This is a genomic window from Lentisphaera araneosa HTCC2155 (genome assembly GCF_000170755.1).
Taxonomy (GTDB): Bacteria; Verrucomicrobiota; Lentisphaeria; order Lentisphaerales; family Lentisphaeraceae; genus Lentisphaera; species Lentisphaera araneosa.
This window is the reverse complement of record NZ_ABCK01000006.1, coordinates 103175-127548: the sequence shown is the minus strand read 5'-3', so window position 1 is coordinate 127548 and position 24374 is coordinate 103175. Positions and strand designations below refer to the sequence as shown.

At 44.6% G+C, this 24374-nt stretch carries 19 protein-coding genes; 9 read left to right on the top strand and 10 right to left on the bottom strand.

Annotated features, from left to right (window positions below; genetic code table 11):
* Positions 1 to 174: 174 nt before the first annotated feature.
* From LNTAR_RS07600 to LNTAR_RS07585, 4 genes are all read right to left on the bottom strand, one after another.
* Complete coding sequence (locus tag LNTAR_RS07600) at positions 175 to 765, bottom strand: hypothetical protein (RefSeq protein ID WP_007278087.1); 591 nt, start codon at positions 763 to 765, stop codon at positions 175 to 177.
* Positions 766 to 941: 176 nt separating this feature from the next.
* Complete coding sequence (locus tag LNTAR_RS07595) at positions 942 to 1316, bottom strand: hypothetical protein (RefSeq protein WP_157473370.1); 375 nt, start codon at positions 1314 to 1316, stop codon at positions 942 to 944.
* Between the two features lie 165 nt (positions 1317 to 1481).
* The gene (locus LNTAR_RS07590; protein WP_007278085.1) at positions 1482 to 1799 is read right to left on the bottom strand and encodes a hypothetical protein; all 318 of its coding nucleotides are present in this window, start codon (positions 1797 to 1799) and stop codon (positions 1482 to 1484) included.
* Positions 1800 to 2223: 424 nt separating this feature from the next.
* Positions 2224 to 2958 carry a helix-turn-helix domain-containing protein gene (locus LNTAR_RS07585; RefSeq protein ID WP_007278084.1) on the bottom strand — a complete coding sequence of 245 codons (735 nt, stop codon included), beginning with the start codon at positions 2956 to 2958 and terminating at the stop codon, positions 2224 to 2226.
* Between the two features lie 297 nt (positions 2959 to 3255).
* Here LNTAR_RS07585 and LNTAR_RS07580 point away from each other — a divergent pair, with 297 nt between their 5' ends.
* From LNTAR_RS07580 to LNTAR_RS07565, 4 genes are all read left to right on the top strand, one after another.
* Positions 3256 to 4368, top strand: coding sequence for a Gfo/Idh/MocA family protein (locus LNTAR_RS07580; protein ID WP_007278083.1), 1113 nt, complete (start codon positions 3256 to 3258; stop codon positions 4366 to 4368).
* A gap of 75 nt (positions 4369 to 4443) precedes the next feature.
* Positions 4444 to 8304: a PVC-type heme-binding CxxCH protein gene (locus tag LNTAR_RS25365; RefSeq protein ID WP_007278082.1), complete on the top strand. Its 3861-nt coding sequence runs from the start codon at positions 4444 to 4446 to the stop codon at positions 8302 to 8304.
* Between the two features lie 181 nt (positions 8305 to 8485).
* Positions 8486 to 9337, top strand: a complete 852-nt coding sequence (locus LNTAR_RS07570; protein ID WP_007278081.1) for a sugar phosphate isomerase/epimerase family protein — start codon at positions 8486 to 8488, stop codon at positions 9335 to 9337.
* Positions 9338 to 9415: 78 nt separating this feature from the next.
* Positions 9416 to 10897: a sulfatase gene (locus LNTAR_RS07565; protein ID WP_007278080.1), complete on the top strand. Its 1482-nt coding sequence runs from the start codon at positions 9416 to 9418 to the stop codon at positions 10895 to 10897.
* A 98-nt stretch (positions 10898 to 10995) separates the two neighbouring features.
* Here LNTAR_RS07565 and LNTAR_RS07560 read toward each other — a convergent pair whose 3' ends face one another.
* Positions 10996 to 11508: a hypothetical protein gene (locus LNTAR_RS07560; RefSeq protein WP_007278079.1), complete on the bottom strand. Its 513-nt coding sequence runs from the start codon at positions 11506 to 11508 to the stop codon at positions 10996 to 10998.
* A 478-nt stretch (positions 11509 to 11986) separates the two neighbouring features.
* Between LNTAR_RS07560 and LNTAR_RS07555 the strand changes: the two genes are divergently transcribed.
* The 5 genes from LNTAR_RS07555 (at position 11987) to LNTAR_RS07530 (ending at position 20300) form a co-directional block, all read left to right on the top strand.
* Positions 11987 to 13885, top strand: coding sequence for a beta-L-arabinofuranosidase domain-containing protein (locus tag LNTAR_RS07555; protein ID WP_007278078.1), 1899 nt, complete (start codon positions 11987 to 11989; stop codon positions 13883 to 13885).
* A 207-nt stretch (positions 13886 to 14092) separates the two neighbouring features.
* Positions 14093 to 14848, top strand: coding sequence for an alpha/beta hydrolase (locus LNTAR_RS25360; protein WP_007278077.1), 756 nt, complete (start codon positions 14093 to 14095; stop codon positions 14846 to 14848).
* Between the two features lie 133 nt (positions 14849 to 14981).
* Positions 14982 to 15965 carry a ThuA domain-containing protein gene (locus LNTAR_RS07545; protein WP_007278076.1) on the top strand — a complete coding sequence of 328 codons (984 nt, stop codon included), beginning with the start codon at positions 14982 to 14984 and terminating at the stop codon, positions 15963 to 15965.
* 14 nt (positions 15966 to 15979) lie between these two features.
* Positions 15980 to 18571 carry a DUF7133 domain-containing protein gene (locus tag LNTAR_RS25355; protein ID WP_007278075.1) on the top strand — a complete coding sequence of 864 codons (2592 nt, stop codon included), beginning with the start codon at positions 15980 to 15982 and terminating at the stop codon, positions 18569 to 18571.
* A gap of 352 nt (positions 18572 to 18923) precedes the next feature.
* Positions 18924 to 20300 carry a sulfatase gene (locus LNTAR_RS07530; RefSeq protein WP_007278073.1) on the top strand — a complete coding sequence of 459 codons (1377 nt, stop codon included), beginning with the start codon at positions 18924 to 18926 and terminating at the stop codon, positions 20298 to 20300.
* A gap of 340 nt (positions 20301 to 20640) precedes the next feature.
* On the opposite strand, the gene ltrA is transcribed toward LNTAR_RS07530, so the two are convergent.
* From ltrA to LNTAR_RS27120, 5 genes are all read right to left on the bottom strand, one after another.
* Positions 20641 to 21981 carry a group II intron reverse transcriptase/maturase gene (gene ltrA, locus LNTAR_RS07525; protein WP_007278072.1) on the bottom strand — a complete coding sequence of 447 codons (1341 nt, stop codon included), beginning with the start codon at positions 21979 to 21981 and terminating at the stop codon, positions 20641 to 20643.
* Between the two features lie 2 nt (positions 21982 to 21983).
* Positions 21984 to 22160, bottom strand: coding sequence for a hypothetical protein (locus tag LNTAR_RS27125; RefSeq protein ID WP_007276686.1), 177 nt, complete (start codon positions 22158 to 22160; stop codon positions 21984 to 21986).
* Positions 22161 to 22549: 389 nt separating this feature from the next.
* The gene (locus LNTAR_RS07520; RefSeq protein ID WP_238527741.1) at positions 22550 to 23476 is read right to left on the bottom strand and encodes a reverse transcriptase domain-containing protein; all 927 of its coding nucleotides are present in this window, start codon (positions 23474 to 23476) and stop codon (positions 22550 to 22552) included.
* Between the two features lie 5 nt (positions 23477 to 23481).
* Entirely contained in the window at positions 23482 to 23889 is a 408-nt protein-coding gene (locus tag LNTAR_RS27920) for a reverse transcriptase family protein (protein ID WP_007278070.1), read from the bottom strand.
* 2 nt (positions 23890 to 23891) lie between these two features.
* Positions 23892 to 24068 carry a hypothetical protein gene (locus tag LNTAR_RS27120; RefSeq protein ID WP_007276686.1) on the bottom strand — a complete coding sequence of 59 codons (177 nt, stop codon included), beginning with the start codon at positions 24066 to 24068 and terminating at the stop codon, positions 23892 to 23894.
* Between the last annotated feature and the right edge of the window lie 306 nt (positions 24069 to 24374).

Below are 24374 nucleotides of genomic sequence, written 5' to 3'. Positions count from 1 at the left end.
TTCAAGGAATTAATTTGCGTTACGCCTCGTGCAATCACTGTAGTAAGGTGCTTGTCTAAGAGTGAACCGCGCTCATGGATGAATCCTGAGTTTGAAACTCCAAAAGCACAATGATATCTAAATTATAAGGAATAGGCTAATAGGGTTTTTATAGCTTATCTTCTGTTTGAAGTATTATATAGATTGAGGATATGAGCGAGCCGAAAACTTAATTGTAACCAGCTGATTAGCTTTAACAATTAAATTTTGTGAAACACGTTTATTTTGACTTACTGCTATAAACTTTTGTCCATCTTTGGCTTCGTTAGAAAGGATTTGGTCGGTGCTTGCACCCCACCACCAGAATGGTACGCCCTTTGGATTTAAACTTTCAAAACTGGTATTTTTTAATTGAGCGCCTGTAACGTTAAAGGAGTCGTAACATACTAATATTGAAAGTGGTTTTTGAGCTCCGGCTGGTTTATGGAAAGTCCCTAGGAGAGTTAATTGAACCTTGCCCTCTTTACTTGGCATAAAAGTAAAAGTATACTCTTTCCATTGCGAGTTTAGAGCGTCTGTACCATTTACCGCTAAAGTAAACTTCTTCTTTTCTTTCATCCAATCCATCTTGGAAAAACGCAGTTTAGATTGAGTTTTGGGCTGATTAATTATAATCTGGTTCTTTTCTCCAGATAACTGAATACTTACTTTTGGTTTCTGATCTGCCTTTAGTTGAAATGACATAAATATGAAAAAAAGGCAAAATAGCTGATTAAATATTTTCATTATAATGACTCACTTTATTGTTATTTATACAAAACTAAGTGAACATAAGGAGTTTAATAATTATTATTTGTGAGCCATTTAATATGAATTATGAAACTTATTTGATGATATCAAAAAAAACTAGGTGAGATAATTTCTAATTTTTTATACTAATAGGGAAATTGTGATGCTTTCTTTCAAGGCGTAAATGTCAAAATCAGCTTTGATGTGTCCTTAACAAAAGTCAGTTCAAGATCGTATAAGTGGGCTCTTTTTATGAAATTAATTGTCGGATTAAACTCATCATTAAAGGTAGACGAATGAGAAATAAAATCTACCCTCACAGTCTCGATACCATGCGCTATGGTCGTAGTTGGAAACATATATATTGAAATATAAATCGCTCCATTCACGACATTCTCATCATATAAACTCCAAAAATCGAGTGTGGAAAAGCCTGTTTCACAAAGCGTAAAATCAACTTGTGTTGACCCTCGTACTTCAATATTACTAGGGTTTTCAAAACTGGCCCCATCCTCAAAACTTAGGTGACCATTTTTACCCAGATCCAAGCACTGGACCTTGGGACCCATAATTCCAGTTGAAGAGAAATGGAATTAGTATTTTTTATCTTTTCTGGGAAACTTATCCGTGATAAATCAAAAAGTTAATTGCGCTTTAGCAATTTTACAGACTAGGATTTAGTCGAGATCTTTTTGAAAGCTTTATTAGTCCATTTATGGGCAGGTTTTGCAATTGCCTTGTGGCGAATCACAGGATTTTGTTTTAGCCATAGTTTTGCTAGCACGTTGATCTAAAAATTGTCCGAGCTTCGCGAGTCCTTCTTGATCCTTTTCGTTGAGCTTCGTCTCCTTTAAAGCGGCTTTTACCCCTTCTAAAAAAGCCTCTTTTTCTTTTGGGCTCAACGCCAGCTTCTCAATATTCATCACCGTTATTGCCTTGCCATAAGCCTTGAATTGATCCTCATCTGAGGCATTGATAACCGCACTTAAAGACACAAGAAACAAAGTCATTATAAAAGTTTTTATTTTCATATTTCATCCTAAAATTAATCAACGTTATACTAGTTGAATCGAAGAAAATCGAACTTTATAACAAGGAACCTTTAGCTTTTGTAATTTAAGTAGTGGTAAGGCATATAATTCACCATTGATATCTCTAACTTTTCTCACGCACGCTGAAGAGGCTGTGTGAAAAACAAAAATACAGCTCACGTTAGGGCTGGAAGCCCGACAAATTGTAGCATGCTCCGTCAGGGGCATGAAAATGGGTTCGGAATTAAGCTAGGGCCCAAACTTGGGTTCGATACACTATGCCGGACTCACATCCGCGAGCCCTCCATTCATTTTATTATCATCTACGTGTGGCTACACCACACGCTATTTTCTATCGGTGCTCTACACCTAAAAAAGTATTTTTCACACAGCCGCTGAAGCGTGGACTACTTACCAAATCAAGTTACGAACTATGCTTTTTGATGTATTTGAGTGGGGTCATGCCGACTTGTTTTTTGAAGTGTAAGTTAAAGGCACTCTGATCGTAGAAACCCATTTCGGTGGCGACGTCAATGATGCTTTTATTCTTGGATAAGAGCAGGTCACAGGCCTTGAGGATTCGCAGTTTAATAATGTACTGATGCGGCGTACTGTTAAAGACTTCCTTGAAGCGCTTTTCAAAGGGGCGCACCGACATGCCCGTTTCTCGAGCCAAAGTTTTATTGGAAATCTTTTCGGTATAGTGGGCTTTGATATACTCTAAGGCTTTGGAAATCTCACCAAGCGGTCGCCCCAGTTTTCCGGAATTTTCATAAGTCTGCATGATGCCGTATAAACCTAGAACTTCACATTCTTTGTTGAACAAAGGAATCTTTTTCGTTACAAACCAACTGAGGTCTCCGAGGTAGTTGGGAAACAATTCGACGATGCCCTCTTTGCTCGTACCCGACTCCATCACTTGGAGGTCATCTTCACGGTACTGTTGAGCCATTTCTACAGAATGAATCTTAAAATCATCTTGGGCATGTACCAAATCTTCCACATTCGAGAAACCGCAGTGCTCTGCCAATCGAGGGTTTGCCCAAATCAGTTCACATTGACGATTTTTAACAAAGAAAAGCACACCCTTGATATCATCGAACACACGAAAAAAATCTTCGCTAATCACACAGTCATTTAATGATTCAAAAACTTCCATAAAACTTTATTCACCAATATTTGATAAGAGATGAATAAGTACATTACACATGATGAAATACAAATAACCCAAAAAACAAAAACGCTATTCTCCTAAAATTAGACACTTTTCCTACAAGTTATATGTAGATATGAACTTTATAATAGACCAAATCAACAAAAATATAATTAAAGACATTGTTGCGTTACCCACTCAACACAGCGAAAAAACAGACGACGTCTTTTTACTATTTTTGGGTCAAATCAACCAATTTTTATTATATAAAAACATTATCATATATAAAACAAGGAATTCTCTATGTCAGCAAAAAAATTAAATATTGCTATTGTCGGCCTCAGCTTTGGTGCAGAATTTATCCCTATCTATCAGGCTCATGAAAATGCCAATATGTACGCTATCTGCCAGCGCAATGAAGAGAGCCTCAATCAAATCGGCGATACTTATAAGGTCGAAAAACGTTACACCGATTACGAAGAACTTTTGAAAGATCCCGAGATCGACATCGTTCACATCAACACGCCTCCCTTTATGCATGCCGATCAAACCGTCGCAGCATTGGAAGCGGGCAAGCACGCCGCCTGCACCATCCCCATGGCCATGTCTGTAGAAGACTGCAAACGCATTGTGGAAGCTCAGGAAAAATCGGGTAAAACTTACATGATGATGGAGACCGTGGTCTATAGTCGCGAATACCTCTACGTCAAAGAACTCTACGACAAAGGTGAAATGGGCAAATTACAATTTTTGCGCTCATCGCATCAGCAGGATATGGCTGGCTGGCCGGGTTACTGGGAAGGACTTCCTCCCATGTATAATGCGACTCACGCTATTTCTCCGACACTCGCCATCGGCGGCAACGAAGCGGAATCGGTTCAATGCATTGGCTCGGGTACGATCGATGAAGCGATGCACGCTCAATATGGCTCACCTTTCTGTATTGAATCGGCTCATATTAAGTTCAGAAATTCTGATCTCTATGCAGAAGTCACACGTTCACTCTTTGATGTGGCTCGTCAATACCGCGAGAGTTTTGATGTTCACTGCTCGAAAAAATCATTCGAATGGAGCCTTATCGAAGATGATGGTCACATCATGCACACGGGAGAAAGCCCTGAGCGCGTAGAAGTTCCCGATTACGCTCACCGCCTACCCGGTTCCATTGCGAAATTCACTACTAAAGGCGTATACGACGATGATAATACTCACCTCTCCTTTGCCCAAGGCGGCGGTCACGGTGGTTCTCACCCGCATCTCGTGCACGAACTTCTGGATGCGATCATCAACGAACGTGAGCCCTACCCCAATGCGCGCCAAGGAGCCAATATCACTTGTTCGGGAATTCTCTCCCACGAATCCGCTATGAATGGAGGCAAAAAGATCATGCTTCCTGAATGGACTTTTTCTAAATAAACTCACTAAAAAATTTCAATAGGCTATTCCAAGTCTTAGCATTTATTAACATACTTTAAAAAACAAGGAAACTTTATGCGATTTATACTTTTCATCAGCTGCCTGCTCTTCTTACAGAGCGCCAGTGCCGAAAGCATCAAGGCACTTTTCATTAGTGGCGGTGGCCCTACAACCGACAGCGGTCATAACGGCAGGATCAATCACCATAAACTGCTTCCTCATTTTTTAAGGTATAGAGTTGAATTGACCTACACCTCTGACAAAGATGCTCTCAATCCAGAGACGCTCTCAAAATATGATGTGGTCATCCTTTATTTGAGTGCTGCCAATGACAAACCCGAGCGTATCGATGCGCTCATCGACTTCGTTGAAAAGGGTGGCGGTTTTGTGGGTGTCCACAATACTTGCGGAGCCTTTGAAGGCGACAAGCGTTTTGTCTCGCTCATTGGGGGTGAATTCAAGGGCCATGGCAAAGGCTGGTTTGCAGCTAATCACGTCAAGGGTCAGGAAAATCACCCCGCGCTTGGGGGTATTCCAGAGTTTTTCACCTGGGACGAAACTTACGTCCACAAAAACTTGAATGACGACCGTACTGACCTGCAAACTCGAGATGACAAGGGACGCAAAGAACCTTGGACTTGGGTTCGAAATCAAGGCAAGGGTCGAGTTTTCTATACCGCTCACGGTCACGATGGCCGCGTTTGGGAAAATCGTCACTTTCAGAAAATGATCACCGCTGCCACTGTATGGGCCTCACAAAAGACTCCTCTCATCAACAAAGACATCCCATTGATGACTTACCGCGATGATGTAAAGAAGAGTTTACACAATTTCGAGGGTCGCCAAGATCCCCAAATGATTCAAAATCAAATCAGCCCCCAAGAATCGGCCAAATGCCTCGTTTTGGAAGATGGCTTTGAGGCCCAGCTTATTGCTCACGAGCCTAACATCGTCAACCCCATCGATATCACTTGGGATGACCGTGGACGCATGTTTGTAGCCGAAACAGTGGAGTACCCCACCATTCCTCAAGGCAAGGGCCGTGATCGCATCAAAATTTGTGAAGATACAAACGGCGACGGCATTTTGGATAAATTCACCATTTTTGCCGAAGGCTTTAAACTTCACACCGGCATCTGCTGGGTTAATGGCGGCATTATCCTCGCTCAAGCACCCCACATGTATTTCCTCAAAGACACCACGGGTGATGATAAAGCCGATGTGATCAAACAGATCAACACAGGCTGGGGCTTGGGTGATCTCCACGGTGGTCCAAGCAATCTAACTTATAGCTTCGACAACTACATCTATGGGTGTCTTGGCGGCGGCGGTCACGTCGATGAGAATGGCGGCAATCGTTTCTCAGCTGGCATTTGGCGTATGGATGTGGACGGGAGTAATTTCACTCCCATTAGTAATCTAGGTGATAATAGCTGGGGCTTGGGATTCACCGAAGATTTTGAAATTTTTGCATCTACCGCAAACAAGGGTCCAGCAAAACACATTCACGCTCCCTACCCCTATTTTGATGCCGTGGGACTCAAGAAAATATCTTCACTCCCTATTTTTGATCACTGGACTTATTACCCCCTCACGATCACTCGTCAGGGTGATCAATTTGGTGGCTATACCGCCGGTTCCAACTTCGACATTTATACCGCACGCTCTTTCCCAGAGAAATACTGGAATAAAGGCGCTTTCATCGGTGGTCCTACAGGAAAACTGCTCGGGCAATACTTCCTCGAACCCGATAACGAGGGAAGCTACCGCGCTCGCAATGGAGAAAGCCTGGTCGCTAGTTTCGATGAATACACAGCACCGATCAAAGGCATTACTGGTCCCGACGGTCAGCTCTACATGCTGGATTGGCACAACCTCATCATGCTTCATGGAGGACAGATGCAAAATCCCCTGCGTGATAAATCTCACGGCCGTATCTACCGCATCACACACAAAGACGGTAAGGCCAACAAAGTTCTCGATTTAAGTAAAGCCAACACGGCAAAATTAGTGGATACTTTTAATAACAACAACCTCTTTTGGCGCATGATGGCTCAGCAAAAGATTGTTCAGCAAAAGCGTATGGATGCCATTCCCCTGCTCATCGAAATGGCCAAATCCAAAGAAATCGTCGATCTCGACTCCAATCCCGCTGTCATTCATGCTCTATGGTCACTTCACGGCCTCGGTCAATTAGATGGTTCAAATCCTGAAGCCCTCAAAGTCGCTCAAGAAGCCTTAAAACACCGTTCAGCTGCCGTTCGTAAAAATGCTGTTCGCGTTTTGCCTCCTACAGCTGAAAACACCCAGCTGCTCACGGCAATGCTCAATGAAAGAGACGCGAATACCCTGCGCCATATTCTCCTAAGTCTTAGCATCATGCCGTCCTCTTCTGAAACGGGCCTCATTCTCTACAAAACAATAAAAGCTAAGGTCAATGGTAAACAAGCTTTACAGCCAGCCTTTAATTTAGCCTTCGTTCGCCATGGAGGTTCATTAGTGGATCAATTTATTACCGACTTACCCGAGCGAGACCGTGCTAAAGAAGGAATCGTTGAGAAGCAAGAAACAAAGATCAAAAACCTCATGCAGAACCCCTCTTTTGAAGAAATGAAAAATGGAAAACCTGTCAGATGGATTTTAAAGGCTCACAGAAATAAAGCTGAAGTTAAAATGAGTATGGATTCATCAGTTGTCCGCAAGGGCAAACACTCCGTGCGCGTTGAATCCACTAATGGCGGCGGTGCTGAAGTTCTTCAAGTCCAAAGACTCGAGCCTGGTCAATACCTCTATTCAATGTGGGTCAAAATGAAAGACTTCAAATCGGCAGAACGCGGCGTCTATTTACGTGCGGCAGGACGTGATGTGGTGGAAGCCACCAGTGAAATGTTGCAGGGTACAAAAGACGAATGGACTAAAATCCAAGTCAACTTCCGAGTTAAAGCCACAAGCGGCGCACTGCTCTTCGGCCTATTTGGCGGTTGGACAGAAGCTACGGGCACCGTTTGGTACACCGAGCCTGAGCTCATTCAGCTTTCTTCTGAAAAGATCGTCAAAAAAGTTACCGCGATTGAAAGTTTACTCGCGGCTCAGGCTTTTGAAAAGAGCCCTGATGAGCTCATCAAACTTGTGGAATTGATCAATACTAAAAATGAGAAAAGAACCGAGCTCTTTATCAAAGGGCTCGAGAATGTCAATGATATGAACTTTAGTGCTGAGCAAATAACACGCCTCAAGGCCCTAGCCGACGACGCTGCACCCGCCAGCAAAATGCCCCTTGCCATCTTCTCATCAAATAACAACATCGATATCGGCCTCAATGAACTCGCCAATAGCTTGACTGGCTTTGAACCCGTCATTGTCGAAGGTGATGCGGCCAATGGCAAAACATTAGCCGCCGCCTGTATCGTCTGCCATGGCGAAGATTTTGCGGGTCACGCAAGTGAGCGTGCTCCTGGCTTATCTCAGCTCTCCGATTGGTACCTCCAGAGTCAAATGCAGAAGTTTAAGCAGGGTATTCGCGGGGGTGATGTTAACGATGCCGACGGCTATGCCATGAAAGTCCTTATGCAAGACTTCTCGACTCAGCAAATGGCTGACCTCTCGGCTTATATTCGCACGCAGACAATTAAACAGCCAAAGCCAACACTCGCCGGCGACCCTGTAAAAGGCAAGGTTCTTTACAATAACTGTTTTGCCTGCCACCAACCCGACGGTAGCGGTCTCAAAGAATTGAAAGTACCGGCTCTCACTGGACTTCCAGATTACTACATCGTTAAGCAACTCCACAATTTCAAAGAGGGAATTCGCGGTAATGGTAGCGGTGATAAAACGGGAAAAATGATGCAGGCCTCGGCCAAGCTTCTCAAGGATGAGCAAGCCATGAAAGACGTCGCCGCCTACATCCAAACCCTAAAAATCAAAGAGAAAAAATAAAACCGGCTCGTAGTTCAAACTTTAGTTTGCTTATTCTCCCGCACGCTAAAGCGTGGACTACATACCTAACTCGGAACACTTCATTCTCCCTCACACTGAAGCGTGGACTACTTACCTGGGAATGCCAAGCTCCTGCTTGGCATAAAGATAAGGCTATTAATAAAATCATCTTAGGACGAACATGAATAAAAAAAATAAAGTCGGCATCAATATGATGCTCTGGACCCCCTTTGTTGAAGAGAAGCACTTTCCCATCTTCAATGACTTAAAGAACGCCGGCTATGACGGTGTAGAAATCCCTCTTTTTGAGGGTGATTTGGAGCATTATAAAAAAGTAAAAGAAGCCTTGGATGATCTCGGCCTTGAATGTACGACTTCTACGGCTTGCCTAGAGGATAGGAACCTTATTTCGCCGGATGAAAAATGTCGAGAAGCAGCTTTGCAACATCTTAAATGGGCCGTGGATTGCTCGGCAATTTTGGGAAGTGAAGCTCTTTGTGGACCCTTTCATTCAGCTCCCGGAGTACTGACGGGAAAAGCACCAAGTAGCGAGGAAATGAATTGGGCCATCAAAGGCCTTCGCGAACTTGCGGACTACGCAAAAGGCAAAGATGTACTGCTCACTATTGAGTACCTCAATCGCTTTGAATCCCACCTCACAAATACTCTTGCCCAAACAGTAGAATTGGTAGAAGCCGTTGGCGCCGATAATCTGGGGATTCACTACGACACACATCACGCTCACCTGGAAGAATACAGCCTATCAGAAGCCATTCAGCAGGCCGGTAAGCACATCAAGCATGTGCAGTACTCCGAGAGTAATCGCGGCATCCCAGGCCAGGGCCAAGTCAACTGGCAGGAAAATACTTCCGCACTTAAAGAAATTGGCTATGAGGGCTGGGTTGTTATTGAAGCTTTCACTCAAAATGATCCTGGCATTGTTGCTGCGCTGCACCTTTGGCGACCTTTATTCTCTAGCGAAAGAGAAGTCTACGACGCCGGAATTGCTCTCGTCAAAAAGTTTTGGTCCTGAAATCAAGCTTGCGCTGTTAGAACGCTACTTATCCTACGATTTATATTATATAGTCTAACCTTTTATGAGCTCGTCATTATGACCAAAAATTCTTTCTACACACTATTAGTCCTAGGCCTTTTCTCGGGCCTCTTACTCAAAGCTGAGACATCGAAACCCAATATCATTTTGATCTTTTCAGATGATCAAGGCTGGGCCGACACCTCGGTTCACATGCACCCCGATCGCAAAGATAGCCGCAAAGGCATTTACCACACACCAAATTTAGAACGCCTGGCAGCGGAGGGAATGATCTTCTCACAAGCCTATGCTGGCGCTCCGCAATGTGCGCCAAGTCGAGCGGCTTTGATGTTTGGACAAACTCCCACTCGCTTAGCTCACACCACCAATGCGGGAGATAACTTAGTTCCAGATAGAAGTCATAAGTTTACTATTCCTCAAGCGATCCGTTTGGTTCACCCTGAATATGCGACAGCTCACCTAGGTAAGTGGCATGTTCCCAAGCTTCAGCCTGAAGTAGCTGGTTTTGACGTGCATGATGGTTATACAGGCAATGGTGGCGGAGAATATTACGAAGCGCATAAAGGTAAGGATAAGAAAAAGCTCCCCCCAGAAGATCCTAAACAAATTTACACCATTTCGGAACGTGCCTGTGACTTTATTGCGCAACAAGCAAAAGCCAAGAAACCATTTTATCTACAAATTTCTCATTATGCGGTTCACGTCTCATTACAATCCCGTGCCAAAACCCTGGAAAGAACTAAAAAGCGACTTGCCACTACACATCCTAAATTGCACCAAAGAACTATTGATTTTGCCGCTATGGTGGAGGATTTAGATATTGGTGTCGGCATGATTTTAGACGAAGTCGAAAAACAGGGAATTAAAGACAATACCTACATCATTTTTACATCCGATAATGGTGGCTTCTCTTATGCCAACACCTCTGGTCAAAACACTCCATTAAAAGGAGGCAAGCGTTGGTTATATGAAGGTGGCATCCGCGTTCCCTTCGTCATTCAAGGTCCCAAAATCAAGGCGGGGACTTACTGTAATCAGCCCATTATCAACTGGGATTTCTTGCCAACCTTTTATGATTTAGTGGGCGGTACAGAAGCCCTCAGCCAAGATTTGGAACTCGATGGCGGCAGCTTTCGTGCCTACTTAGAAGGCGATGAAAATGCCAAGATTAATCGCGGTACCGAAGACTTTGTATGGCGCTTCCTCAAATGGGAAGGTTTACCCCATGATCCGGTTCACCCCGCAGCCGCTATTCGTCGTGGAAATCATAAACTTTATTACAGTTACTACACCAGAAAATATGAGTTATTTGATGTCGCTAATGATATTGAAGAAGCTAAGGACCTCATGGAAAGCATGCCTGAATTAGCTAGTGATCTCAAGAAGAGCATGAAACAATATTTTGATTCCGTAGATGCCCAAGATTATTGGATCCACCGCAAGGATGGCAAGAGGAACCTCATTGGTAAAGAAGGCTTAGAAGAAGAAATCAAGCGCCACCAAAAAGAAGCTTTAGAAGGAAAAAGAAAGGCGCAATAACTCTGCAGGCCGAAGGCCGATCTGCAGTGCGCGAAGCGAACGATCTGCAAGCGTAGCGGTCTTTCAGCGTAGCGGTCTTTCAGCGCAAAGCGCTGAACTCAGGACCTCGCGGCAATTGCGTCGTTGAGATAGTCCATGTAATGAATGTGTTTACCATCGACGAGGAAACCCCACTCACCCTCTTTATCACCCGTATGAACTAATGACCAAGTATCGGGCTCAATAGATTTCACACAATGATAAGTATCCGCGGTAATCATATTGGAATCAAACGGTTTCACTGTCTTGAGCCCGTCTTTTGTTTCTTCCACATAACCTCCACTTAGGATTGTCGAACGCCCTGCCCAGGGGTGATTGTGCAAGTGTTTATCATCATCGGGTTTGAGAAAATGATGCAGGAGAAGGCTATTGCGTGATGAATGCGAGCCCTTGGTATTGGGCTGCGGCTCATTAATCCAGAAACGCATCAAATAAATTTCGTCGTCGTGACGACCTAAGATTTCTCTATACCAGCCTTTTTGAAATGATTGATAAGCCAAATCAACCCAATAGGGACGATCAGCTTGACTCACTGCATGATTCAGCCAGGAAATGTATTGCTCGAGGTTCATGTGATTCCTTTAAAATTTAATGCCCGTAAAATAACACATTTTTGAAATAAACCAGTGCAAACAAGAACTTAGAAAAATCTTCTTAGAGCCATCAAAACTAGGGTAATTAAGGAAGTTTCTGGCTATCTTTAAGTCACTGGATGAAATATCTAGCGCTCAGTTGAATTTTTTGAGTGCTGAAAGCACGCCATAACTTAGCCTAGTTCGTGAGAACTAGCGCATAACATATGATCAAAGATTCAGGAGTTCTGAAGGAACGGCATAGGGCCTATGCCATACCTACGGCATTCAAAACACTAATCACCTCTCTTCCCCAAGGTTGCGCCATTGGGCTAATTTATTTCATACCTTCGACATTCTTTAGTCAATAACCTTCACCATGTCGCATACGGTCTATTTTTTGTCGTATCAGGCCATTTACGAAGAGGCTGGCTCGTCGCATATTATTTTATTTAGATCCACCCACAAAAGGAACTCTATGACTTTACAAAAACTCACTTTCACGCCCTTCGCATTGGGACAAATCAAGCCTCAGGGCTGGCTCAAAAATCAACTCCAAATTCAAGCCGATGGCTTAAGCGGTGCCCTCGATCAATTTTGGCCCGATATTAAGGATAGCTCCTGGTTTGGTGGCGAGGCCGAAGGCTGGGAACGCGCCCCGTATTGGCTCGATGGAGCAATCCCCCTCGCCTACCTAATTGAAGATGAAGCCCTCATCAGCCGTATCAAAGGCTATATGGATTATATTATTGAACATCAACATGCCGATGGTTGGTTGGGCCCACGAGAAGCCAATGTGGAAAATATTGAAGCAACTGATGAATACGATCCCTGGGGCTTGATTTTAGCGCTCAAAGTCCTTGCTCAATATCACCAAGTGAGCCAAGAAGAAAAAGTGCTAGGGGCACTCAAATCTTGCTTGCAGATGATGGATCGTCACATGGATGAAACGCCACTTTTTAACTGGAGTAGATTTCGTTGGTTCGAGAGTCTCATTTCTATTTATTATGTCTACGAAATCACTCAAGAAGGCTGGCTCATTGAACTCGCACGAAAGTTCTTTAAACAAGGCTTTGATTGGAAAGAATTTTATCAAAGTGATGAAGTCCGCACACCGAATGCCCGACGCGGTGATTGGAACTTCGAAAAGCATGTGGTCAACAACGCCATGGCGGTGAAAGCTAATGCACTTTGGTGGCGAGTTTCTAGCGATGCCTCCGATCGGAAATTTGCTCCGGAAATGATTGCCGTACTCGATCGTTTTCACGGTATGGTCACAGGTGTTTTCACGGGTGATGAATGCCTCAGCGGTAAAAATCCTGTTCAGGGCACCGAGCTTTGCGCCGTGGTGGAGTACATGTTTTCCTTGGAACAAGTCCAGACCGTTCTCGCTTCACCTGCCATAGGGGATCGTCTCGAAAAAATTGCCTTCAACGCCCTGCCCGCCACCTTTGGGCCCGATATGTGGACCCACCAATACGATCAGCAAGTCAATCAAGTACAGGCTACCGATAATAAAGAACACATGTGGACAACGAATGGCGATGCCTCGAACACCTTTGGCCTCGAGCCTCATTTCGGTTGCTGCACCTCAAATATGCATCAGGGCTGGCCCAAGTTTGCAGCTTCACTACTCATGAAAACAGCTGATGATGGCGTCGCCGCAGTGGCTTATGCCCCCTGTAGCACTAGTCTTGAAATCGACCAAGTACTTGTCAAAATCGAAGTCATCACCGAATACCCCTTCCGCGATAGCGTACGTTTTAAAATCACTAGTGATCAAGCCGTGACTTTCCCACTCAAATTGCGCATTCCGCAATGGGCCACACGCGCCACCATTCAAGTAGATGATGAAAGCATCCTTCCCGAGGCAGGCACTTACTACCCACTGCTTCGCGAATGGTCTGGAGAGACAGAAGTTCGACTCACCATGCCCATGCAAGCTCGTAGTTCTCGACGCTACCGAAATGCCCTAGCGATTGAGCGTGGCCCCTTGGTTTACTCACTGAAAATTGAGGAAGAATGGAAAAAATATAACGAAGACCTCCCCTACCGCGACGCTCCCCACAGCGATTACGAAGTGCTGCCTTTGAGCCCTTGGCAATACGCCTTAGATATCGATGAAGAAAGGCTGCATGAATCCATTGATTTTGCGGAACATGCAATCGGTGATTGCCCCTTTTCTCCTGAAGGTGCTCCCGTAAGTGCCTCGCTTATGGGAAAACCCATCAAATGGAACCTGCAGCATGGTTGGGCAGGCAACACTCCCATTAGCCCTGTAGAAAAGGAGCGCCTCACCAACACGATCCCGCAAGAACTCACCCTTATTCCCTACGGCTGCACGAACCTCCGTATTACGGAGTTTCCAACTTTATAAATAGCAAAGGGCAAATCTTATTACTCATTATTACTTATTAAAACTTAGGAGTTCAAAATCAAAAAACTTATCCCCATCCTCGCTTTTATTTTACTGGCTTGCCTTAGTCCTGCAGAAGAGAAAAAAAGAGAGTTTTACAAGTGGCCTGATAAAGGCGAGACGCATACCTACAAAGAAACTCCGGGCTATGTAACACCACGTGGCGAAGTGCGTAATCAATTAGAGGTTTTTTACCCGAAAAATCACCAAGCTTCAAAAAAGAAAGTCCCTGCTATCATCTTTTTCCACGGCGGTGGTTGGGTAGGTGGGACGAGGGGTGCCCACCGCTACTTGTGTGATTACTTTGCCAAGCGTGGTTTAGTGGCCATCACAGCTTCTTATCGCGTTCCCGTCAAACGCAAGGTCGCCTCCGATAAACGTATGGGCGTAACAGATGCCAAGAGCGTGATTCGCTGGGTGAAAAAGAATGCCGATAAACTCGGAATTGATCCCAACAGAATTATTGCAGGTGGAGATTCGGCGGGCGGTCACATCAGCCTCTTGGCGGCCTTGAATACAAAAGGTCTAAATGATCCCACAGACTCGAAAAATATCGACACTTCTATCGTGGCCTACATCGGCTATAATCCCGCTTTCACTGAGCTCGACAAGGAAGATCCAGAAGTACATGTTATAGAACATTTAAAGAAGGATTTTCCACCCTCACTCATCCTCTTTGGCGATCAAGACCCTTGGTTAAAGGGCTGGAATCAAACTCATAAAAAGCTCACTCAAATGGGTGTAAAAAATGTCGAACTTAAGATCGCTAAAAACGAGGGCCATGCCTTTTGGATTTATCAACCATGGTCAGATATCCTGCTTATTGAATCAGATAAATTCTTAGCTAAGCTAGGTCTAATCGAAGGTGAACCAACATTAAAAATGCCTCAAACTGGCGAAAAAATGATTTCTGCTACTGAATGACGCACAAGCTTAGCATCAGCTCTGACTAGAATATTTATTCAATATTTTTTCGCATTACTTGTTAGAAGTGAGCAATTTTGCCGATTCATATAACATGAATTGAAACAAAGAATATTATAGGATGACGATAAACATGAAAAAGAGAACTCAACTTTTAGCACTAGCATTTTTTAGCTTTGCGCTTTTCGCAAATGCTCAGGAGACGATTAAAAAGAAGAAAGTTAAAAAAGCACCGAAGCCACCAAAAGTCCTCGTCCCTCCCACTGCGGAGGAATTAAAAAAAGTCGAACAAGCTATCCTTGCGGCAGACATTAAGACGCCTAAAAAAGAACGAAAAATCATTGTTTATAGTCAAAGTCATGGCTTTAAGCATAACTCTCGCCTAATCGGGGAAGAAATGCTCAAGCTCATCGAGGAGAAACTCAAGCTCTTCAAAGTTACCATCAATAACAATCCCGAAGAATGGACCGAAGAATACCTCAGTGGATTCGATGCCATTTGCGTATTAAACGCCACGGGCCTTGAGCATGCTTTTAGAAAAGACGAAAATCGCCAGGCTTTCATCAACTTTGTTAAAAATGGCGGCGGGCTTTTTGGTTGTCATGCTGCCACTGATGGCGGCAAAGAAAAATGGCCTGAGTATTCAGAAATGTGGGGTGGTCATTTTGACTGTCACCCATGGGGAAAAACCGGGACCTGGAAGATCGAAGTTTGCGATCACAGCAATCCATTGAATAAGTGTTTTCACGGCGAAAATTTCGCTATAAAGGATGAGCTCTATCTCCATAAAGGACCTTATAAAAAAGGGAACTTCAAAACTCTCACCAGAATTCACCTCAAAGAAAAAGTCAACACTCATAATTCCAATGGCAAGCTCAAAACAGTCCCTGGTGATCGAGGCCCCGATGGCAAGAGAGCAAGAGTTGATCTCGACCTAAGTCGTGAGTACCCTACCTCATGGTGCAAAAAATTGGATCAAGGCCGAGTTTTCTATGCCACTTTTGGACACAATGAATCGGCTTATTGGAATCCAAAAATTGTCGATCATTACATACGTGGCTTACAGTATGCACTAGGTGACAGAGAAGCTGATGACACAGCAGACTCAGTCCAATAAGTAGAGGATCATACATGAAATTAGCCCATTTATTAATCACGAGTCTTTTGAGCTCGGTATCTGCTGCAGAATTCGGCACCGTAAATACTGAAAATGTCATTAAAGATCCGACCCCAGTTCATCTCGATGCCAAGGAATCTATGGCCAAGATCGAAGTCCCCAGCAAGTTCAAATTAGACTTAGTGGCGGCTGAACCCATGGTGGAAGAACCCGTCTGTATGGCCTGGGGCCCCGATGGTGAACTCTATGTTGCAGAAATGCTGACCTACATGCTCGACGCGAATGCCCGCGATGAAAAAACACCTAAGTCTAGAGTCACTAAATTAGTCGACACCAACGGCGATGGCAAAATGGACAAGAGAACAGTTTATCTCGACCAGCTAACTCTACCTAGAGCCATACTCGTATTAGACAAAAAAGTCATTATTGGTGAACCGCCCAACTTGTGGCTTTGTGAAGATACAGATGGGGATGGCATCGCTGACAAAAAGGATCTTATCTCAGAAAACTTTGGTAAAAAAGAGCAGAATGTTGAGCATATAATTAATGGCTTGCAGTGGACTTTAGACAATTGGATTTACAATGGTAAATCATCCATCCGCTACCGCTATAAAGATGGTAAACTCATCGAAGGTAGAGTTCCTTTTCGAGGTCAGTGGGGACACACGACAAATAACCGCGGCGAACGCTTCAATACAACCAATACCGTTCCCGTTATTTCCGACATCGTCAAAACTCATTATTTACAAGAAAGTAAATTTGCCAGCAAGCATCCGCATATCTATAGCTCTGTCCGTCAAGATGAGAACTATCAAGCTGTTTTCCCTATGACTGGAACTCTGGATACCCAAGGCGGACGTGGCATCAATAGAGACAAAGAAGGGACCTTGCGCTACTTCACCGCAGTCTGTGGCCAAACTTTTTTTAGAGGCGATCGCCTCGGCAAAGAACTGGAGAATACTTACTGGGCCTGCGAGCCCGTTGGTCGCTTGATCAGAGGCTCAAAAGTCGAATATAAGGATGGCTACAACTACATAAGTAATCTTTTTGAGGGCGCCGAATTTATTGCTTCCAGAGATCCTTTATTCCGTCCGGTAAATGCCTACACTGCTCCCGATGGTACTCTTTGGTTCGCCGATATGTATCGCGGCATCATTCAACAGGGTAATTGGACGCGCGAAGGTTCCTATTTAAGAAAAGAGATCGAACGTCGAGGTTTTGAAAAGTTTGTCGGCAAAGGAAGAATTTACCGCCTCACCAACAATGACATTAAACCAGGGCCATTACCCAAGTTTTCGACGGCCTCCACAGAGGATCTCATTGCAGCCTTAGGGCATCCCAATGGCTGGTGGCGTGATGAAGCTCAAAAGCTTTTAATCCTCAGAAATAAAGAAGATTCAGTTGAGCTCTTAAAGAAAAATCTTGAAACGAGCGATAATGAATGGTCAAGAGTTCATTCTCTTTGGGCCTTAGAGGGGCTGGGTGCTTGGAGCAAGGATTTAGCTTTGAAAATGGTTCAGGATCCCAGTGAGGAAGTCGTACTTTCTGCTCTGAGAGCCAGTGACGCTTTGATCGATGATTCTGACTCGGCTTTTATCGAAGAGCTCACCAAAGCCTCGGCCACGGATTCTATTGCGATCACCGCACAAAAACTAATGAGCCTGAGCCTTTACCAACAAGGAAATGCCTCAAGAAAGGGAATGAATCAGCGGGTCTTAGCGGCTTTGGGTAAAAACCACGGCAGTGAAGTAGTGGCGAAGTCGGTACTCATTACTTTAAATTCCACTGAGGCAATGAGCCTTTTAAAAGCGATCAGCAATGATGAAAAATTCACTAAGCAGGAACATTTCCTACCCCAATACCTCAGTTTATATATTGTCTCTAACGCTCAAGCTAAGCAGGTCGAAGAATACCTAGAATTAATCGCCGTGGCGGACAGGACCTTTGGCAAGTCTTTGCTCAAGGGGCTGACAGTTGGCAATAGCTATATTGGGCAGAAAATGCGCCCTATTCCCTTGCCTTTAATCAAATTAAAAAAGCAGCCAAAGGCCTTAGCAGAAATCAAAGCGGCAAACTACGACGCTGTAGAATTATCCCCCCTCCATGGTTGCCTTACCTGGCCGGGTGAAGCAAAGTTCGCCAATAGCGTGTCTTTAAGACCTCTCAACAAGACAGAAATGGAGCTTTTTGCCCAAGGACAAAGCATTTATACTAGCCTTTGTATTGGTTGTCATGGTGGCGACGCCAAGGGCATCGCCATCCCCGGTGGGAAAATGACCATGGCACCACCTTTAGCGGGTTCCACAAGAGTGAATGATAAGAGTGCTCGACCTTTTGTAGAAATCTTACTCAAGGGCTTAACTGGCCCGATTGATGGTAAAAATTATCCAGGCCCCATGGCCGCCATGGGCAATAATGATGATCAGTGGATCGCCGCCATTTCAACTTATGTACGTCGCTCTTTTGGTAATACGGCAGAGCCCGTTACGATTGCGGAAACCGCAAAAATTCGCGGCTGGTCCAAAAAAAGAGAGAAGCCCTACACTATAGAAGAATTGACCCTATCAAAAATTAAAAAAGTGAAAACTAAGAAAAAAAAGAAATAAATCTCCTTGTGCCCCCTCTTTTCTCTTTGTGGTGAGGAGTTAAAAGGGGGCCTTTTTGAATACAAATTTAATCCATACTTTAAGCTGGGAAGCAGTAATGCTTCTGCTCTAGACAAAAACCATAGAGAGGAATCATGAGAATCATAAAAAACCTAGGCTTCTTAACGGCGGTCGCCTTACTGTATGCTTTTGGTCACCCAAACGCTTTTGCAAAAGAAGCTCCAAATTTTGTTCTTATCTACATCGACGATCTTGGCTGGGATAATACCAGCGTCTTGATGGACCGAAGCATAAGCAATGAATTGCAAAGTTTTTCGAAACACCAAATATCGAAAAGCTTGCGGCAAGGGGTATGCGTTTTTCAAATGCCTATGCGCCTGCATCCGTCTGTACTCCGGCGCGAAAAAGTATACAGATCGGGAAATCTCCGGTACGACTTGGCTACACCTATAATGGTAACCCCTTAAACATTAGTAAAAGAAAATCATGGGCTAATGAAACTAGCTTGGCAGACGTACTCAAAGGAACTAACAAAAACTATATTACCGCACTGTTTGGTAAAGGTATACACGAGCCCGTTTCAAGCTTTGGCTATGATGTGGTAGACGATCAGCACGGCACCAACGACAACCAGGGAAATTTCTTTTACAACAATGGTGACACCGTGGGACCGGAAGACCTAAAGCAGGTTTTTTCGCTGACCGAGAAATCGGAGAAATTCATTGAAAAGTACGCAGGTAAACAGCCCTTTTTCCTTATGCTTTCACACTACACAGTACATGGGCCCATCACCAGTACTGCTGCTGGTCTAAAAAAATACCAAGAGAAAGCTGCTGGCCTACCAAAAGGTGATGCACGCACAAATAAGAAACAGCAAGAGATGGCGGCGATGATTGAGTCGATGGACATCAGCGTTGGCCGCGTTCTCGACGCTCTGGATAAAGCGGGAGTAAGGGACAAGACCTATATCATCTTTACTTCTGATAATGGCGGTTGGGTATCTCTTACGCCTCATCTCTTAAGAGGAAAAAAAGGCAATCTCTTTGAAGGCGGATTACGCGTTCCTATGATTGTTGCCGGACCGAATATCCCAGAAAACTCACAGTGTGACGTCATGCTGAATCATTGGGACTTCTTACCCACATTTCATGATCTAGTTGGGGCTACCGAACCCTTGCCCGAGAACCTCGATGGAGGAAGTTTACGCAGTATCTTTGAGCAAGGAAATGAGGGCCAGATTATTCGCCCTGAAGAAGCTTTTATTTTCCATATGCCCTACGCGCGTATGCCACCTGTAACAGCTATCAGGAGCGGTAAATATAAATTAATCCGCCAACTCAACACCGGTGAGGAAATACTCTTTGATCTGGACAAAGATTTAAGCGAGAAAAACAATCTGGCTAAGCTAATGCCAGAAGTCGCGGCAAGACTTAGTAAAGAACTAGATGCTTATTTAGAGAAAGTCGGGGGTGAAAAAATTGACGATGTCTTTGATGCCCAATACAAGAATATCGCTTCACAAATGGAAGATATAAAGGCCAAACATGAAAAGTTAATTCAGCAAAGTGGCGATGATCAGACTAAAATTTCTGCGCTAACCAAGAAACGGGATAAGGACTTAAAACGCCTGCAGGACTTTAAGCTCCAAAAAATAGATCCAGCTCGTATCTGCACGAACTTTGACGGCAACCCCAAAGGTGATTACCGAAAAACATCTGCGGCTGAATAATCATACCGACCACTTTCAATTTAAGTGCTGAAGGCACGACATACATTAGCCTAGCACGGGAGTGCTAGGTCTACACGCAACAAAAATAACGAGTCCCAAAGGGACGACATAGGGCCCTATATCATACCGGCCGCATTCACAATTTGTTTTATCACAGATTTCCCAAGGCTCACGCCATTAGGCTATATTATGTCATGCCGTCGGCATTCTCTTTTTGGGAGACACACATTTTTCCCAAGGCTCACGCCATTGGGCTATATATAAGGGTAGGGAAGACTCCTTGCGGAGTCTCCCCTCCTTCCGAACCGTACGTGCGGTTCTCCCGCATACGGCTCTCCAGTCAGTGCTTACTCCGAAGAGACTGAAATTCCAGTTTCCAAGCTTCTTCCAGTGAAAAGAAGCCTAGATCTGTAAAGTAGGCTTTATTGTATTTACGAGTATCAATCATGCGATGAGAACCTTTCTTGCGATTATATTTGGCTATAATGCTGCGCAGTCTTCTGCGTGTAAATTCATCTATACCTCGCATTGCATACACAGTGGAGTGCTTGAAGTATTGATACCATCCGACAAGATTTGGCCGAAGGTAAGCAATTATGTCCTCTATTGAGTCCTTATTGCTTCTCCTCGTTTTCTTGCGTATGGCATCTTTGCATTTCTTCAGGCTCTGCTTCCTTGGCCAACGTTTAATGCGATGTGTATTTCGCGTTCTCTCGAAATGGTATCCGAGAAACTCGAAGTACTCGCACTTCTCTGTCATGTCGACAATTCGCGTTTTTTCTGGATGAAGTTTCAGCCCATTGGCTTTCATCCATCTTCGCGTTTTGCGCAATGCCCTTTTGGCTGATTCTTTACTTTTACACATGATCAGGAAATCGTCTGCATAGCGCACTATCTCGAATCCAGCCTCGGTCATCTTGTGATCAAAGAGATCAAGATAGATATTTGCTAACAGAGGACTGATAATTCCTCCCTGCGGTGTACCTTCTTCAGGTTCCCAATGTTTGAGACCATCAAAGATATTGGCTTTGAGGAATTGTTCGATCAGATCAAGAATTTTACCATCAATGATCTTTTCCTTGACTCGACTCATGAGTTTCTCATGTGGTATAGTATCGAAGTAGCTTTGGATGTCGGCATCCATAACATAGAGATAGCCCTGCTTTAACAATTCATTCACTCGTCTAAGTGCATCCTTGCAACCCAGCTTTGGACGAAATCCAAAACTGTAGGGCGAGAAGTCGATATCGAATATCGGCTCTATCACATGTTTCAGAGCTGTTTGAACTACTCGATCACGCACTGTGGGTATTCCCAAAGGTCTGGTCTTTCGACCATCACCTTTTGGGATTTCCACTCGGCGCACTGCACTGGGATCATACCTTCCATCTTGCAGTTCTTCGAGAAGCTTAGCATTATTATACTCCAGCTCTGATTCGTAGCGCTCGATTGATACCATGTCCACTCCATGTTTGCCCTTATTTGAACACACTTTCTCCCAAGCCTCCATAATATTATTCTTACGCATCAGCTTATCTGATAAGCTGTACCACTTGCCTCTTTCAACTCCTCTATGAAGAGTTTTCAGCATCTGATCCGTCCAGACAGAAGGTGACGCCCACGCTTGTATTTCAACAAAGCGTTCATCTCGTCCTAATATTTGTTTAGCCATTTCTGACATTCTTATATTCCTTCTATTCTTTTCTTCTCAGTTTCACCTTCCTGCCCCCCTTTGCTCCAGTGACTTTCACCACCTTCATCGCTACTATGAGGGCTCTGACTTCTGCGTGGCGGATTAATCCGTACTGCCCACACAGGTCTCCCTACTTGATCCACAACACCTTCACACCATTCCGTCACCAAACACCTGTCAGCGTCTATACACCGCTTTTCTTTCCGCCTTTCTTCAGCGTGTATAACTTGAGCAGTTGGCTTACTTCGCCCTCAGGCTACGCAGCTCTTCCTCCCACTCTCTGGTCTTCGCCATGATATAGCAGGCTCGACACCCTGACCGGCCGAATCGTGTTCGTCATCCTACGGACTGGCATTTCGTCTAGGCCCTACTACCCACCCCGTCTCACAACGACGCAGTTGGCTTCGACTACAGGGCTGACGGTCAACCCTGACGAGGTCTTTCACCTCGCTGATGTTGTGTACGCATAGGCGTACATAAGGGTAGGGAAGACTCCTTGCGGAGTCTCCCCTCCTTCCGAACCGTACGTGCGGTTCTCCCGCATACGGCTCTCCAGTCAGTGCTTACTCCGAAGAGACTGAAATTCCAGTTTCCAGGCTTCCTCCAGTGAAAAGAAGCCTAGATCTGTAAAGTAGGCTTTATTGTATTTACGAGTATCAATCATGCGATGAGAACCTTTCTTGCGATTATATTTGGCTATAATACTGCGCAGTCTTCTGCGTGTAAATTCATCTATACCTCGCATTGCATACACAGTGGAGTGCTTGAAGTATTGATACCATCCGAGAAGATTTGGCCGAAGGTAAGCAATTATGTCCTCTATTGAGTCCTTATTGCTTCTCCTCGTTTTCTTGCGTATGGCATCTTTGCATTTCTTCAGGCTCTGCTTCCTTGGCCAACGTTTAATGCGATGTGTATTTCGCGTTCTCTCGAAATGGTATCCGAGAAACTCGAAGTACTCGCACTTCTCTGTCATGTCGACAATTCGCGTTTTTTCTGGATGAAGTTTCAGCCCATTGGCTTTCATCCATCTTCGCGTTTTGCGCAATGCCCTTTTGGCTGATTCTTTACTTTTACACATGATCAGGAAATCGTCTGCATAGCGCACTATCTCGAATCCAGCCTCGGTCATCTTGTGATCAAAGGGATCAAGATAGATATTTGCTAACAGAGGACTGATAATTCCTCCCTGCGGTGTACCTTCTTCAGGTTCCCAATGTTTGAGACCATCAAAGATATTGGCTTTGAGGAATTGTTCGATCAGATCAAGAATTTTACCATCAATGATCTTTTCCTTGACTCGACTCATGAGTTTCTCATGTGGTATAGTATCGAAGTAGCGTTGGATGTCGGCATCCATAACATAGAGATAGCCCTGCTTTAACAATTCATTCACTCGTCTAAGTGCATCCTTGCAACCCAGCTTTGGACGAAATCCAAAACTGTAGGGCGAGAAGTCGATATCGAATATCGGCTCTATCACATGTTTCAGAGCTGTTTGACTACTCGATCACGCACTGTGGGTATTCCCAGAGGTCTGGTCTTTCGACCATCACCTTTTGGGATTTCCACTCGGCGCACTGCACTGGGATCATACCTTCCATCTTGCAGTTCTTCGAGAAGCTTAGCATTATTATACTCCAGCTCTGATTCGTAGCGCTCGATTGATACCATGTCCACTCCATGTTTGCCCTTATTTGAACACACTTTCTCCCAAGCCTCCATAATATTATTCTTACGCATCAGCTTATCTGATAAGCTGTACCACTTGCCTCTTTCAACTCCTCTATGAAGAGTTTTCAGCATCTGATCCGTCCAGACAGAAGGTGACGCCCACGCTTGTATTTCAACAAAGCGTTCATCTCGTCGTAATATTTGTTTAGCCATTTCTGACATTCTTATATTCCTTCTATTCTTTTCTTCTCAGTTTCACCTTCCTGCCCCCCTTTGCTCCAGTGACTTTCACCACCTTCATCGCTACTATGAGGGCTCTGACTCCTGCGTGGCGGATTAATCCGTACTGCCCACACAGGTCTCCCTACTTGATCCACAACACCTTCACACCATTCCGTCACCAAACACCTGTCAGCGTCTATACACCGCTTTTCTTTCCGCCTTTCTTCAGCGTGTATAACTTGAGCAGTTGGCTTACTTCGCCCTCAGGCTACGCAGCTCTTCCTCCCGCTCTCTGGTCTTCGCCATGATATAGCAGGCTCGACACCCTGACCGGCCGAAACGCGTTCGTCATCCTACGGACTGATATTTCGTCTAGGCCCTACTACCCACCCCGTTTCACAACGACGCAGTTGACTTCGACTACAGGGCTGACGGTCAACCCTGACGAGGTCTTTCACCTCGCTGATGTTGTGTACGCATAGGCG